Source organism: Paenibacillus tabacirhizosphaerae, assembly GCF_040812395.1.
In the GTDB taxonomy this organism is placed as follows: domain Bacteria; phylum Bacillota; class Bacilli; order Paenibacillales; family NBRC-103111; genus Paenibacillus_E.
In genome coordinates, this window is record NZ_JBFNXH010000023.1 from 30,871 (window position 1) to 44,891 (window position 14,021).

Genomic DNA, 14,021 nt, shown 5'->3' on the forward strand with positions numbered 1-14,021 from the left:
ATAGTACACAGGCTTCCTTACTGAGATGGTGACCATCTGTAAGCGAAGCTTTTTTTGTGGCGATTAGCGGATTCCGATATAATACTCCTATATGTATTCAGCAAGTGAGAGGAGCGGGATGATGCAGGACGCCCACGAGAGGGGAACCCAGCCCCGGAAGAACGCCAGTAAACAGACCCCTGCTCTGCTCAAGGGAGCCGCTGTATTGGGGGCAGCTGCGGTTCTTTCTAAATTACTGGGAACCCTGCAGAAAATTCCACTGCAAAACGTAGCAGGGGATACAGCCTTTGGCGTATATAATGCGGTGTACCCGCTTTATATTTTGATTTTATTTGCAGCGACTGCGGGGTTTCCTGTCGCAGTTTCCAAATTCGTTGCGGAACGAGCAGTTCTCGGCGACGATCGAGGCGCAAAACGGATCGTATATGTGTCGTCCGTGATTCTCATGGGATCGGGCACTGCGCTATTCCTGCTTCTTTATTTCGGCGCTGGCGTGCTGGCAGGCTGGATTGGAATCAGTCAGACGGAACAGGCGATCCGGAGCGTATCCTTTGCTTTGCTACTGTCACCGTGCTTGGCGGTGCTGCGCGGATATTTTCAAGGTTATCAGAATATGGTGCCAACAGCGGTATCCCAGGTGATTGAACAGTTGATTAGAGTCATCACGATGGTTGCCTTGCTGCTGTATCTTGTAGCTTTAGCGTATGATGAAGCGTGGATTGCTGCCGGTGCGACATTTGGCTCGGTTACAGGGGCAGGCGCCGGCCTGTTAGTGATGTATGTTTATTGGCGAAAGGATCAACAGAAGCGGGCTCGAGAGCAAGCAGGGTGGACGAGGAGCGGCGTTGCGAACATGGAGGGCAGCGGAGAAATCGACATCAAAGAAAATAGCGCGGAAACAAAAGGAGATAGTGATACTTATTCGCAGTGGCAGTGGGCAAAGAAAATTACTGTGTATGCGATACCTGTTTGTCTAGGTGCTATCGTTGTCCCTCTGCTGACACTGGTCGATACGTTCACAATGCCGCGGTTGCTTGAAGTTGCGCAGGGGAGCGAGGCCCAAGCGATGCGTCAGTTCGGGCTGTATAACCGTGGTTTGCCGTTAGTGCAGCTTGTCGTTATGATTGCATCTTCAATGTCAGCCGTGCTAGTCCCTGCTATCGCTGAAGCGAAGGTGAAAGGGCAAGAAGGGCTGATCCGCAGCCGCGCGGAGATGGCCGTACGCCTCTCGTGGCTGGTTGGTCTCGGAGCCTCCTTCGGACTTGCCTTTGCGGCAGTGCCGATTAACGTGATGCTGTACAAGAGCAGCGAGGCTAGCTGGACCATGGCCATGCTGGCCTTCACAGCCCTGTTCAGCACGCTGAACGCTGTCACCGCCAGCGTTCTCCAAGGCGCCGGCGCGATCCGCACGCCGGCCAAAGCCCTGCTCGTTGCCATCGTGCTGAAAGCACTCGGCAACGTGTGGCTCATGCCCCGCTGGGGCATCGACGGCGCAGCGCTCAGCGCTGTGGTCGCCTATGCCGCTGCTGCGGGGCTAAACCTGGTGCAGCTGGCACGCTGCACCGGGGCGCGCTTCGCGCTGCGGCCGTACGCCGTCAGCCCCGCGCTGGCCGTGGCGGGCATGGGCGTCTGCCTCGCAGCGCTGCAACTGCTGGCCAGGCCCGCGCTGGCGGCCTGGCATGTGCCTGAGCGATTGGGCTATAGCGCAATCGCACTCATCTGTGTAGTCGGCGGCGCAGCCGTCTACGCCTTTGTGCTGCTGCGCAGCGGCAGCATCAGCCGCGAGGAGCTGCGGCTGATGCCGGAGCTGGACCGGAAGCTCGCTCCGGTCCTGGCGAAAGTGCTGCCGCCAGCGAAGGCACACGCTGGCGCTGCGCCAGACGAGCGCTAAGCGCAGCGTCGCGGCGCGCGAGTAGTGCTCCTACGGTCTTGTTGAAGTAAACGCTCTACACGCCAACAGCTCTGGCACCACCGTTGGCACTGCCACTGCGGTTTTTCCTTTATATCGTCATCATACATACGGCTTCCACTCAAAAATTCCATCCAAAACGGAGGTGTCACCCCTTATGTCAACGTTAAATCCGCAAATTACGGTCGTCGGCCTAGGCACTGGCGATGAAGATCAATTGACGCTAGGCGTATGGAAGAAGCTCCAGCTAGCCTCCCAATCGCAAGCAGTGCTATATTTGCGCACGAACGACCATCCCATGGTACGTATGCTGGATGACAATCAGATCCCTTACCAAACCTTTGATGCTAATTATGTCGCTCACCAAAGCTTCGAGCAGGTGTACGAGTCTATCGCGGATGCCTTAATCCAAGCGGCTAAGCAGCAGCCGATAGAAGTCATTTACGCGGTTCCCGGGCATCCCATGGTCGCCGAGTTCACGGTTCAGCTGCTCAAACAGCGCTGTCCGGCAGCGAACATTTCGCTAAATCTGCTAGGTGGCGAGAGCTTCCTGGATCAAGCTTTTTTGCGCTTTGGCTTCGATCCGATTGACGGCTTTCAACTGCTTGATGCGACCAGCCTCAACCGCTACTCGCTCAATCCCCGGCTGCATACCGTCATCGGGCAAGTCTATGATACTTACACAGCATCTGACCTAAAAATTAGCCTCATGGAAGCTTATCCCGATGAATACAGAGTCGTAGTCGGCCATTCATTGGGCGTAGCAGGCGCAGAACGAATCCTGGAAGTGCCGCTTTACGAGCTTGATCATATTGAAGGGTATGGTAATTTATCTCTGGTCTGGGTGCCGAAGAGCGAACAGGATCAAGACCATTACCGTTCCTTTGGTCGATTGCACGAAATCGTCCAGATTCTGCGAAGTCCCGAAGGGTGCCCGTGGGATCGCGAACAGACGCATGCCAGCCTCCGCAAAAATCTTATCGAGGAAGCATACGAAGTACTTGAAACGATTGATGAAGACGATCCGGAACATATGTGCGAAGAGCTGGGCGATCTGCTTTTACAAGTCATGCTGCATGCTCAGATGGAAGAAGAGACCGGCGCATTTACGGTGTACGATGTCATCTCGACGCTCAACGAGAAGCTTATTCGACGCCATCCGCATGTTTTTGGCGACCATGCTGCTGAAAATGCCGATGAGGCGTTAGTGAACTGGAATGCCATGAAAGCAGAGGAGAAACGAAAGAAAGGGATCGACGTGACGAAGCAATCCGTGTTGGACGGTGTACCGCGCGATCTGCCGGGATTGATGAAGGCGTGGAAGCTGCAGAAGAAAGCGGCGACGGTTGGTTTTGATTGGTCCGAGGCGAGCGAGGTGCTGAATAAGGTCGAAGAGGAGCTAGGCGAGCTGCGTCAGGCGATGGAAAGTCAGGGAGCGGCGGAGAAGCTGGAGGAACTGGGCGATTTGCTGTTTTCTATCGTGAATCTGGCCCGTTTCCTTAAGGTTGATCCTGAAGAAGCGATCGCTCAGACGAACCGTAAATTCGTGCAAAGATTTTCCTATATCGAGGAACAGCTACGTTTAAGAGGACTTTCTTTTGAGCAAACTGATTTATCAGAGATGGAAATGTACTGGCAAGAGGCAAAAAAAGTTACAAAACTTATACCTTAATAGAAGGATTTTGGCGAAAAAAGAAGAATACTTAGTTGGGTGTAAGGTTGAATATGGAAATACGACACAGGGATCTTTGAACGTAGTTCAAAATCGCTCTGCTTTCCAGCATGGTACATAGAAGACTTGATCTTCAAATATTTTTAGGAGGTATATAAAACTCATGAACAAAACAGATTTGATCAACAACATCGCAGAAAAAAGCGGCTTGACTAAGAAAGATGTAGAAGCGGTATTGAATGGGTTCCTTGGTGAAGTTACTGATGCGCTTTCATCCGGAGATAAAGTACAACTAATCGGTTTCGGTACATTTGAAACTCGTAAACGTTCTGGTCGTACGGGCCGTAACCCGCAAACAGGCAGCCCAATCGTGATTGCCGAGTCCAAAGTTCCTGCGTTCAAAGCAGGCAACAAACTTAAAGACGCTGTAAAATAATGCGCCTTGACAAGTTTCTTAAAGTATCCCGCCTGATCAAACGCCGCACGGTGGCAAAGGATGTATCCGACCAAGGACGCGTCTGGGTTAACGGCAGAGATGCGAAGGCCAGCACGAATGTGAAAGTCGGAGATGAACTCGCGATTCAATTCGGTCAGAAAAAGGTGACGGTTCGCGTAGAGGCGCTTGCCGAGTCGACTCGCAAGGAAGACGCTGCGCAGATGTACACCCTGCTGAAGGAAGAAGCGTTCCAACCAGAATAAATAAGTGAATTTCTTAGATAGCTCGGGATTCCTGAAAAGGGATCTCGGGCTTTTTTAACGTCGCAGGTTTGTGTGTGACGAGATCGCAGAGCGGAGAGATTTCGCATGCATCGTGTGGTGCGGGCATTTGACAGGATGGACGCGGAAGATCCGGAAGTGCTACAGCTGTTTTGCCACAGCGGTTTTGGATCACTCCATACCGCTTCGATCTGCGATAGATCGTCCTTTTGCACGGGTGAGCGGAACGTAGATGCGTTGTGAGGGTATTTTCGGTTGTATGGATATTTCGTGGAACTACCGTGCGTTACAAGCAGGAAATGCTGGGCTGTAGGCGGTTTCAGGCATATTTTCACTCATTTAACGCACCACAGTTCCTCTTCAGGGGGAGAAAAGGGACGTTACCGTGGAATAAGGCTTCGCAGTTCCGTCGAAATCGCTGTGCACGGGAAATTGGCGGTCCGGCAGTAGCTCTTCGGTTTTCTTGTGAAGCTTACCGGAGGCGAAATGCCCCCGGAATCTTGCAGGGGTGTTCATGGGCAGGGGTACCGGATGGAAGACAGGTTAGGGAAAAGAGAAGTGGAAGGCAGCACAGAGTAGCACAGAAAGGGAAGGGCTGTGGGGTGGAAAAGCGATAGCGGTAGGAACCCTCAACACCCAATTCCCTCCCTTGCTCAAACGTATGGGTTTAGACAAGGACCTGAGGCATAGCCTCAGGTTTATTTATACCAACATGCAGCGATTATTGTTCTAAAAGTGGACATCCCTCCATATCGTAGTGATAGATGAAGGAGGGGTACAGGCCATGATTGATCCCATGAAAAATAACAAGCGCCAGGAAATTAAAATGTTGAATCGCAAGCTCTTGGAAATCTCCGGAGTTTTGAATGTAGAAAGCTTTGATAGCGAAGAGTTCCTCCTTGAAACGGAAATGGGCTATTTGATGATTAAAGGACAGAATTTGCATATTAAGAATCTAAGCTTGGAACAAGGGTTAGTCGCCATAGAAGGATTAGTGAATGAATTGGCATATGTGGACGGAAACTCCCAGGAGAAATCCAAGGGATTCCTTGGTAAGTTATTCAAGTGACTTTACATGTTCAATTTCAGACGATCTTCATGATGTTCTTGAGTGGAATCGCCTTGGGTTCAATGTTCGATGTATTCCGTGTACTTTCGGGTAAACTGAGATTGCCCCGTTGGACGATTTCGCTTATTGATGTTTTGTACTGGATTGTGGCGACAATCCTCGTGTTTCGCATGCTTATTTACAGCAATGAAGGACAAATCCGCGTGTTCATTTTTCTCGGGATGGGGATCGGTATTTGTTTTTATTTTGCGCTGCTCAGCATCTGGATCATCCGGTTGACGTTACTCCTGATTCGGATTGTGGTCGCGTTATACCGGTTTATTCGCAGGACTGTCGAACTTTTGATAATCAAACCGATTATTGGCTTATATCGTCTAACCGTGATAATTTTAGGTTTTTTGCTTGCTGTAGCTATATTCCTTTATAAAATTGTGCTACAATTGCTCTATCCTTTGTGGAGATTGCTTCACTGGATGACTCGGCCTGTGCATAAATATTTCGTGGTTCCAGAATGGCTGAAGAAGCTGTACGGGAAAATCGCCGCGATTTACCGCAGGTTATTCTCTAAGTAGGAGGGCATTCCTATTCATGCAAGCACAAGCAACCGTTCCACCTAAGCGCAGCGGCAAAGGCTCAAAACGAAGACTTCGTTTTCTGATGATCCTTGTTTTGTGTTTTATGAGCTGGGCAGCTGTAAATATTTATGGTCAGTTCGCCAAACTTCATGAAAAGAGCAGTGTCGTGACCGATTTGGAGCAAAAGCTTGCTGATGCAGGCAAGGTAAATGACCAGATGAAGAAAGAAATATCACGGCTACATAACGATGAATATTTGGATCAGATCATTCGCAGAGATTTTCATTATACCAAGAACGGAGAGACGCCTTTAAGTGTCTCGAAGTCGCAATAATAGGCAGGATGTAGAAGAGGGCAATTGCCTTGTTGACCGTGGTTTCTCCATCGGTTATAATCGGCGTAGCCAGTGTTTTCAACATTTTAAGGGAGGAACATTTTACTTTATGGCAATTGAAGTGGGCACCAAGTTAGAGGGTAGAGTGACGGGGATTACTCACTTTGGAGCATTCGTCGAGCTTGCTGAAGGAGTTACCGGTCTTGTTCACATCTCAGAGATTGCGGACAATTATGTGAAAGACGTTAATGACCATTTGAAGCTGGAAGACAAAGTAATGGTCAAAGTGATTAACGTGGACAAGGATGGCAAGATCGGACTGTCAATCAAGCAGACGATTGATAAGCCAGTTGAGGAAAGACCAGCTCGTCCTGAACGACAAGGTGGCGGTAGCTATCAAGGACGCCCAAGTGGAGATCGTCCAGGGTTCCAAAGCTCACGCCCAGGCGGCGGAGAACGTAGCGGCCCTCCAGGCGGCGGTGGCGGCGGACGTCCCGGCGGTGGCGGAGGCTTCAATCGCGGCGGCGGTGGTGGTGGACGCGGAGGCTTTAACAAGCAGCAAGGCGGCGCTAGACCATTTTCCTTCGAAGATAAAGTTTCTCGTTTCCTAAAAGACAGTGAAGAGCGGATTTCGTCCTTGAAGAAGAACACCGAGTCCAAACGCGGTGGTCGGGGCGGAAGAAGAGATTAATAGATGAGTACAGGAAGGACCACATTCGCTAAGGCGGATGTGGTTTTTTGTGTAGATAAGAAAGTATAAGTTTTATACTTTTTCTGCGCATCTACCTTGACAAACGCTCGTCCCTGAAAGGAAGATGGAGTCGTTTATCCTTAAGGTTATAGAATCGATATGTTGTTTTACGGGGAGCAAGCTAGGTTTGGAGAGATGGTATGTAAGCGGTTCATCGAACCACGGATTATTTGAAAGCGTTATCATGAGCGGGCTAGCGGAACTACGGTGCGTTATGGCTAGTTATATCGGCTTGAATGGGCATTTCGCGGAACTACAGTACGCTATGCATAAGAAATTTGGGACTACACGCTAGCAATTACCTGTTTAGTTAAAATGAACGAAACCGACTGCCACTTTGCGTAACGTAGGTTAATTTTGTGAAGAATGGATGTTAGCAAAAAAACAACCCAATCTTTCAAAATCAGAGCTAAACACAAAAGGAGTCGGTTTACTATGAGTATTGCCGTAAAGTATGTAGGTTTAGACGTATCCAAGGATAAAATTGTTATTGCCATTGCAGACGAGGGCAGAGATACGCCAAGATATTGGGGGAGTATTCCGCACACAAAAGAAGCGGTTCGAAAGCTTGTCGGACAATTAACAAAAGAAGGCGACGTTAAGTTAGATGTTTGTTACGAAGCAGGACCTACTGGATTTGACCTGCGTCGTTGGTTCCTGGAATTTTTCGTTGACTGTAGCGTCGTGGCCCCGACTGCCGCGTTAACAAGGAATACAAGAATTAAAACAGATAAAAAAGATGCAATCCGGCTGGCTCAGCTTTGGCGAGCGAGAGAATTAACCGCCATCTATGTACCTAAACCTGAAGACGAGGCACTCCGAGATCTGGTTCGGGCGAGAGAAGATGCGGTAGAGGATCAGAATCGCAGCCGGCAACGATTGATGAAATTTTTGTTACGGCATCAACTGCTGCTTCCACAGGGAAAGAGACCTTGGAGTTTTGCTCATGAAGAATGGCTGGATACACTGCGTTTCGAGCGAGCGTGCGAAGATATCGTTTTTCAGGAATATCGCAACAACATTCGGGAAGCCGTTCAGCGCATTCAGCGCTATGAACAAGAGATGGAGAAACAAGCAACATCAAGCTGCCAGTCACCCATGATCAAAGCCTTACAGGCTCTGCGAGGCGTTGCACTTATTACGGCGACGACCCTAGCAGCAGAACTAGGAGACATCGCGGGACGTTTTCCTCATCCTGGGCTGTTGATGTCTTATTCAGGGTTAGTCCCTAGCGAGCATTCAAGCGGAGCCAGCCGCTGGCAAGGCGGAATTACCAAAGCCGGCAACGCACATATCCGCAGAGTTCTGATCGAGGCCGCTTGGAGCTATCGGCACTCACCCGCCGTACGAAGAGCGCTTCGAGAGCGGTTAAATGGACTGAGTCCTGAAATTCAAGAAATTTCGTGGAACGCACAAAAAAGGCTTAATCGCAAGTATAAACACTTGTCGGCAAAAGGAAAGCATAAAGGCACAATTACGGCAGCAGTAGCCAGAGAACTTTTGGGATTCATTTGGGCTATTGCAAAAGAGATAGACAAACAAAAACAAGCAACCGCTTCGGTTTAAAATTACAAAATCCTGTCCTCACATAAAATCGTCAGAAAGGTTGGATGCCCGAGGTTCGATACTTACCATGAATTACATTCTTTGGCTCGAAGGCAAAGTAACTAAGCAAGGCAGAGAGAAAATCCGCGAGATGCGTTTGAGCAAGCTCCAGAAAATAGGAAGCTTCACGCTCGTCATTAGCAAGCAGGCTACTCTCTGGTCGTATCTATTAACTTGTGAGAATCCACGTATATCAGCGTGCCAGCCGGCGCCAAATCCCATTTTGCCTTCGTGCCAAGGAATGTAGCCATGTGAGCATCACTTCAAACAAAAAAGAATGCAGGGAGCACGCCCCCTGCACCCCATTACTCGCCGTAAGGCAGGGTCCGGCATGATCAGCCGGACCGAGGATCCAGTATGAAAAGAAAGACCGCCTGTAAAGAAGAGCGCTTGACAGGCTCACTTTAGTGATGCCGAAATAAGGAACTCCGTGCTAGGAGTTGCAGGTTTCGTTCTTATCAACGCATCACAGTTCCTCGTCACTATTAAAAAACAGGAAGTTTAAAGAAATAGCGCACCCTAGTTCTGTCATTACAACTGGGCGATAACCCGTAATGGAAAAGAGTAGTGGAAGGCAGCTCAAAGTTAAGAAGAAGGGATGGGTGTGGGGTGGAGAGGCGCTAGTTCCCGTATTTGAAATCGTTCAAGAAATGGTCGGAACCCCATTCCCAATCCACTCCCCATGCGCCAACATATGGTGTTTACCAAGGACGCCGCGAGGCGTTTTTCTTATTTCCCGGACAAACGCAAGTCGCTAATCCAAGAGGATACACCTTAATCGACATCAAGTTACGGGTATCTCCCTCATGTGCGGGGTGAAAGTTCGGGTCGATCAGACTTTAAGGTCTGAAATGAATTCCGTAAACCAAGACAGGGTAAGGGCTGAGGGGTGGTGACAAAGCCGCCGGCTCTTGTCGGAAATTTCTTCGAATCTACCAACTCATTCTGACAAACTTTCTGCTAGATTATCCCTATACTAGAGAAACAATATCGAGGAAATGGAAGGTGTGGGGAAGATGCAAAGAAAAAACGTAGTCACTGCGATCGGCGGACAATGGTCGGGATTTTGGCAAAAGGCGAAAACGAGCGCGCATAGCGCAGCAGTAGAAAATCGATTCGTACAAGCATTCGTTGCCAAGAAGTGGGCGATGCTGCTCGTCGTGATGGGCTTTTTGCTTGGTCGCGCTATGATTCTAGAGCAGCTGTCTCCATTTGCTTTAGCATTTTTCGCCGTTATTTATTTTACACGAAGAGATCTTCTGCACTGGGTAGGCATAGCCGTGTTTGCAGGGAGTTTATTATCGCAAGGAGCACATACAGGCTACATTGTGACGGAGATGATCGTTTTCCTGATGATGCAGAAGGCTTTCGAGAAATTCGAACGGTCAGATGTTTCGATAGCACCGCTTCAGGTGTTTACCGCCACGTTTCTGGTACAATTGTTCGCTCAGCTCGTCGTCTCCAATTTAAGCTGGTACTCCGTCATGATGATTGCTGTAGAGTCCCTGCTCTCGCTCGTTCTCACATTAATTTTTATTCAAGCGATACCTGTGTTCACTCTCACCCGGAAAAACTATCATCTTAAACACGAAGAAATCATTTGCCTTATCATTTTGCTAGCTTCCGTTATGACAGGAACCGTGAGTTGGCAAATAGGTCCGGTTTACGTGGAACATGTGCTGTCGCGCTATTTAATTCTATTGTTCGCACTGGTCGGAGGCGCCCCATTCGGTGCTTCGGTCGGGGTTATTACAGGACTCATTCTGAGCTTGGCGAACAGCAGTGCCATTTACCAAATGAGTTTACTGGCTTTTTCAGGCATGCTGGCTGGACTTTTGAAAGAGGGCAATCGCTTGGCGGTCGCTTTTGGGATGCTGCTGGGATCCTCCATTCTGTCCTTTTATATGGGATCGGGTGTGGATGTTATCAACTCTACGTGGGAATCCCTTGCGGCGGTTGCGCTTTTTCTGTTGACACCACGCAGTTTCGTTCAAACACTTGCCAAATACGTACCTGGCACACAGGAGAATTTGAAGACGCAGCAGGACTATGCCAAGCGGGTGCGCGATGTGACGGCAGGGCGCGTGGAACAATTTTCGGAAGTTTTTCGCCAGCTGGCGCGCAGTTTTAAACAACTGACTACAGAAAATGCGGAAAGTCGCAGAGAGGAAGATGTCGGACATTTTATGAATGCGGTAACACAGAAAACGTGTCAAACTTGCTGGAAGAAGAACCAGTGCTGGGATCAGAAATTTTACCAGACGTACACGTTTATGACCGATGTGATGACAAGCATAGAAATGAAGGAGGAAATGACGAAGAAGGAAATTCCGCAGGAATGGAAGAAAGTTTGCAACCGTACTGATCAGGTATTGGATGTGATGAAGAGTCAGTACGGTCTCTATAAGAATGATATGCACTGGAAAAAGCAGATCATGGACAGCCGTCAGCTTGTGGCGGACCAGCTAGCCGGTGTCTCTCAAGTCATGGAAGATCTCGCTAAAGAGATTAAGCGGGAAGGGCAGGAGCTCTATTTCCAAGAGGAGCAAATTCGCAGTGCGCTAGAGGAACTTGGCTTGTCGATTCATACCATCGATATCATTTCCTTGGACGAAGGGAATGTGGAGATCGAAATTATTCATCAATATACGAAAGGATTTGATGAATGCCGTAAAATCATCGCGCCGATCCTCAGCGAAATCCTCGGCGAGAATGTCGCCGTGAAGCGTGAGGAGATGCACGAGCGCGGCGAGGGGTACAGCACGGTCGTATTCGGCTCCGCCAAAGAATACGAGGTGGAGACTGGAGTCGCCGGCGCAGCCAAAGGCGGCGATCTCTTCTCGGGCGACAGCTTCTCCACGGTGGAGCTGGGCAATGGCAAGTATGCCGTAGCACTCAGCGACGGCATGGGCAACGGCGAGCGCGCGCGAGCGGAGAGCTCGACGGCGCTGACCATCCTGCAGCAGCTGCTGCAGTCGGGCATGGACGAGAAGCTCGCGATTAAGTCGCTCAACTCAGTGCTCATGCTCCGCTCGTCGGACGAGATGTACGCAACGGTCGATATGGCTTTGATCGATATGTATAACGCGAACACGACGTTTATGAAAATCGGTTCAACCCCGAGCTTCATTAAGCGGGGAAGCGAAGTCATTCCCATCTCGGCGAATAACTTGCCGGTCGGCATTTTGCAAGATATTGAAGTTGATCTCGTTTCGATTCCGCTGCAGTCCGGCGACATCCTCGTTATGATGACGGATGGCATCTACGACGCGCCAGGCCCGGCGGTTAACAAGGAGATGTGGATGAAGCGGATGATTCATGAGATCGATACCACCTCGCCGCAGGATTTCGCGGATTGCTTGCTGGAGCGCATTTTCCGCTATCATCAGGGCGAAATTCAAGACGACATGACGGTTGTCGTCGCCCGAGTGGAGAAGAGTCAGCCGGAATGGGCGACTTTTCGTTGGCCAGGCCTTACACGGATGGAGCGGCCGAAGACCGTCAGCTGATCAGGATAAAAGCTGTAACAGCAGAGGGCGCTGTTGCAGCTTTTTGGATTGTGCCTACTAGTATTGGAATTTGTTATTCTATCAGCTCTTCAGATTTAGAGTCGGCTAACTATCGAATTACCTTCACAGGAAGATCGACTTCCAGCTATATTCTCCCTCTATGATTAGACTCCCTCTCAAATGGAAAAACTAAGAAGGTAGCTGCTAGATAACTAACCTTTTCTTGTGCCAGGGAGGCAAATGACATGATGAAACAGATTCTGCTTATTACGGATGGATGTTCGAACGTGGGCGTTAGCCCGGTGATAGCGGCGGCTCAAGCCCATGCGGAAGGCATCACTGTGAATGTGATTGGTGTTGTCGATCAAGGGGAACTAGGGATGCTAGGTTCTGAAGAAATACGAGAGATTGCAGCCGCGGGAGGCGGCATGAGCCGTATCGTCAATTCGGGTCATCTGTCGCAAACCGTTCAAATGATGACACGTAAAACTGTTGCCAGTACGATTCAACAGGCTGTCGGCAAAGAATTGCAGCATATTCTGGGGACTACGCAGCTAGAGCAGCTTCCGCCCCATCAGCGCGCTGAAGTTGTTCAAGTGATTGATAATATGAGCGAAACTTCGTCCTTAAGGGTTGCTTTATTAATAGATGCTAGTGCGAGCATGAGGCCCAAACTTGCTGCTGTACGTGAGGCTATTCATGATTTGCTGCTTAGTTTGAGAGCGCGCGCCGGGAAGAGTGAACTGGCCGTTTTCCACTTTCCGGCTACCAAAAATAGAGACGAAGAAGTAGAAATGGATCTGGATTGGACGAATGAACTTGCAAAACTAGACAAGATGTTCTATAAAATAAACATGAAGGGTACGACACCGACGGGTCCAGCGCTGCTGCATACGTTACAGTTTGTTGCAGAAAAGCCTTTCATACAACCGGTTGAGGATGGGATGATGAGTGACTACGTGGTATGAGGACGCATTTCGTCCAGGATCAGAAATCCAAGGAAAATGGAACGGTCGCGTGTATGTGGTCGAACGTTTATTAGGTGCTGGTTCTAACGGAGTCGTTGCTCTTGTACGCAGAGGGACTTCTAGATACGCCCTTAAAGCAGGTCATGAAACCGTAGATCATCAATCGGAAATCAATTCCTTGCACGCTTTATCGCTCACGGATACATCCTTCAAGAGCTTTCTGATTGACGTGGATGATATGATTGTGCAAGGGAAGGAAATTCCCTTTTGCGTAATGCGATACATAGATGGGATGACGATTTCTGATTTTATACATAAGCGTGGTCAGGATTGGATGTATGTCATCGGTTCGAACCTTCTCAAGAAGCTGACAGAGCTTCACAGAAGCGGTTATGTGTTCGGCGATCTGAAAATCGAGAATATGATTGTATCGAACTACGGAGACGTCGATTTAATTGATTTTGGCGGTGTAACGCCGAAAGGCAGAGCTATTAAACAGTTGACTGAGGTTTATGACCGAGGTTTTTGGAAAATGGGAGAGCGGGTTGCGGAAGAAAGCTATGATTTGTTCTCATTTGCTATTCTTATATTAAAGGCGCTTGATCATAAAGATCGCTTCGCTGAGTTTTCGCAGTCACTTCCTCAAAATCGTGAGATTGAACAGCTTCATGCCATTATCCGAGAAAATCCGGTTGCTGCACGTCTCGCTCCCTTTTTGAATAAAGCGTTGAACGGCCAGATGAAAACCTCTCAAGAGGCGTTCCATTATTGGAAAAGCCTGGTTGCGGGCAGAAAGCCTTCCGCTTCCGCGATCAGACTGCCATGGTTAAAAATATGCTTCGCCGCTTCGTTGTTTATTTTTGGAGCAACCGTCTATATTTATTGGTAGAATCGGAACGGCGCGAGTAAAGA

Annotated in this window: 12 protein-coding genes; all 12 read left to right on the forward strand. The window is 49.2% G+C overall.

Translation table 11 applies throughout. The features are described from left to right. The first annotated feature begins 118 nt into the window (after window positions 1-118). Complete coding sequence (locus tag ABRS97_RS25375; protein ID WP_367818617.1) at window positions 119-1,891, forward strand: putative polysaccharide biosynthesis protein; 1,773 nt, start codon at window positions 119-121, stop codon at window positions 1,889-1,891. Window positions 1,892-2,066: 175 nt separating this feature from the next. Beyond that, window positions 2,067-3,581, forward strand: a complete 1,515-nt coding sequence (gene yabN / locus ABRS97_RS25380) for a bifunctional methyltransferase/pyrophosphohydrolase YabN (RefSeq protein WP_367818619.1) — start codon at window positions 2,067-2,069, stop codon at window positions 3,579-3,581. A gap of 163 nt (window positions 3,582-3,744) precedes the next feature. After that, the gene (locus ABRS97_RS25385) at window positions 3,745-4,017 is read left to right on the forward strand and encodes an HU family DNA-binding protein (protein ID WP_163953595.1); all 273 of its coding nucleotides are present in this window, start codon (window positions 3,745-3,747) and stop codon (window positions 4,015-4,017) included. Next, window positions 4,017-4,280 carry an RNA-binding S4 domain-containing protein gene (locus ABRS97_RS25390; protein ID WP_367818620.1) on the forward strand — a complete coding sequence of 88 codons (264 nt, stop codon included), beginning with the start codon at window positions 4,017-4,019 and terminating at the stop codon, window positions 4,278-4,280. The genes ABRS97_RS25385 and ABRS97_RS25390 overlap by 1 nt, the downstream gene beginning before the upstream one ends. 802 nt (window positions 4,281-5,082) lie before the next feature. Beyond that, window positions 5,083-5,367 carry a sporulation protein YabP gene (yabP, locus tag ABRS97_RS25395; RefSeq protein ID WP_367818622.1) on the forward strand — a complete coding sequence of 95 codons (285 nt, stop codon included), beginning with the start codon at window positions 5,083-5,085 and terminating at the stop codon, window positions 5,365-5,367. Further along, on the forward strand, window positions 5,364-5,939 hold the full coding sequence (gene yabQ / locus ABRS97_RS25400) for a spore cortex biosynthesis protein YabQ (RefSeq protein ID WP_367818623.1): 576 nt from the start codon (window positions 5,364-5,366) through the stop codon (window positions 5,937-5,939). Before yabP ends, yabQ begins: the two co-directional genes overlap by 4 nt. Before the next feature lie 16 nt (window positions 5,940-5,955). Beyond that, a complete protein-coding gene (locus ABRS97_RS25405) occupies window positions 5,956-6,276 on the forward strand; it encodes an FtsB family cell division protein (protein WP_367818624.1) in 321 nt (106 codons plus the stop codon). 109 nt (window positions 6,277-6,385) lie between these two features. Continuing rightward, window positions 6,386-6,967 (forward strand): S1 domain-containing RNA-binding protein, encoded by a 582-nt coding sequence (locus tag ABRS97_RS25410; protein WP_367818625.1) that lies wholly within the window; start codon window positions 6,386-6,388, stop codon window positions 6,965-6,967. Window positions 6,968-7,462: 495 nt separating this feature from the next. Then, window positions 7,463-8,593 (forward strand): IS110 family RNA-guided transposase, encoded by a 1,131-nt coding sequence (locus tag ABRS97_RS25415; RefSeq protein ID WP_367818627.1) that lies wholly within the window; start codon window positions 7,463-7,465, stop codon window positions 8,591-8,593. Between the two features lie 1,055 nt (window positions 8,594-9,648). Continuing rightward, window positions 9,649-12,141, forward strand: a complete 2,493-nt coding sequence (gene spoIIE, locus ABRS97_RS25420) for a stage II sporulation protein E (RefSeq protein ID WP_367818628.1) — start codon at window positions 9,649-9,651, stop codon at window positions 12,139-12,141. Between the two features lie 248 nt (window positions 12,142-12,389). Further along, the gene (locus tag ABRS97_RS25425; RefSeq protein ID WP_367818669.1) at window positions 12,390-13,109 is read left to right on the forward strand and encodes a vWA domain-containing protein; all 720 of its coding nucleotides are present in this window, start codon (window positions 12,390-12,392) and stop codon (window positions 13,107-13,109) included. Continuing rightward, complete coding sequence (locus ABRS97_RS25430) at window positions 13,093-13,998, forward strand: protein kinase domain-containing protein (RefSeq protein WP_367818630.1); 906 nt, start codon at window positions 13,093-13,095, stop codon at window positions 13,996-13,998. Before ABRS97_RS25425 ends, ABRS97_RS25430 begins: the two co-directional genes overlap by 17 nt. Window positions 13,999-14,021: the final 23 nt, after the last annotated feature.

Bases quoted from the DNA above. Each gene is read 5' to 3' on its own strand.
- ABRS97_RS25375 (WP_367818617.1), top strand. From the start codon at position 119: ATGATGCAGGACGCCCACGAGAGGGGAACCCAGCCCCGGAAGAACGCC.
- yabN (WP_367818619.1), top strand. From the start codon at position 2,067: ATGTCAACGTTAAATCCGCAAATTACGGTCGTCGGCCTAGGCACTGGC.
- ABRS97_RS25385 (WP_163953595.1), top strand. From the start codon at position 3,745: ATGAACAAAACAGATTTGATCAACAACATCGCAGAAAAAAGCGGCTTG.
- ABRS97_RS25390 (WP_367818620.1), top strand. From the start codon at position 4,017: ATGCGCCTTGACAAGTTTCTTAAAGTATCCCGCCTGATCAAACGCCGC.
- yabP (WP_367818622.1), top strand. From the start codon at position 5,083: ATGATTGATCCCATGAAAAATAACAAGCGCCAGGAAATTAAAATGTTG.
- ABRS97_RS25405 (WP_367818624.1), top strand. From the start codon at position 5,956: ATGCAAGCACAAGCAACCGTTCCACCTAAGCGCAGCGGCAAAGGCTCA.
- ABRS97_RS25410 (WP_367818625.1), top strand. From the start codon at position 6,386: ATGGCAATTGAAGTGGGCACCAAGTTAGAGGGTAGAGTGACGGGGATT.
- ABRS97_RS25415 (WP_367818627.1), top strand. From the start codon at position 7,463: ATGAGTATTGCCGTAAAGTATGTAGGTTTAGACGTATCCAAGGATAAA.
- spoIIE (WP_367818628.1), top strand. From the start codon at position 9,649: ATGCAAAGAAAAAACGTAGTCACTGCGATCGGCGGACAATGGTCGGGA.
- ABRS97_RS25425 (WP_367818669.1), top strand. From the start codon at position 12,390: ATGAAACAGATTCTGCTTATTACGGATGGATGTTCGAACGTGGGCGTT.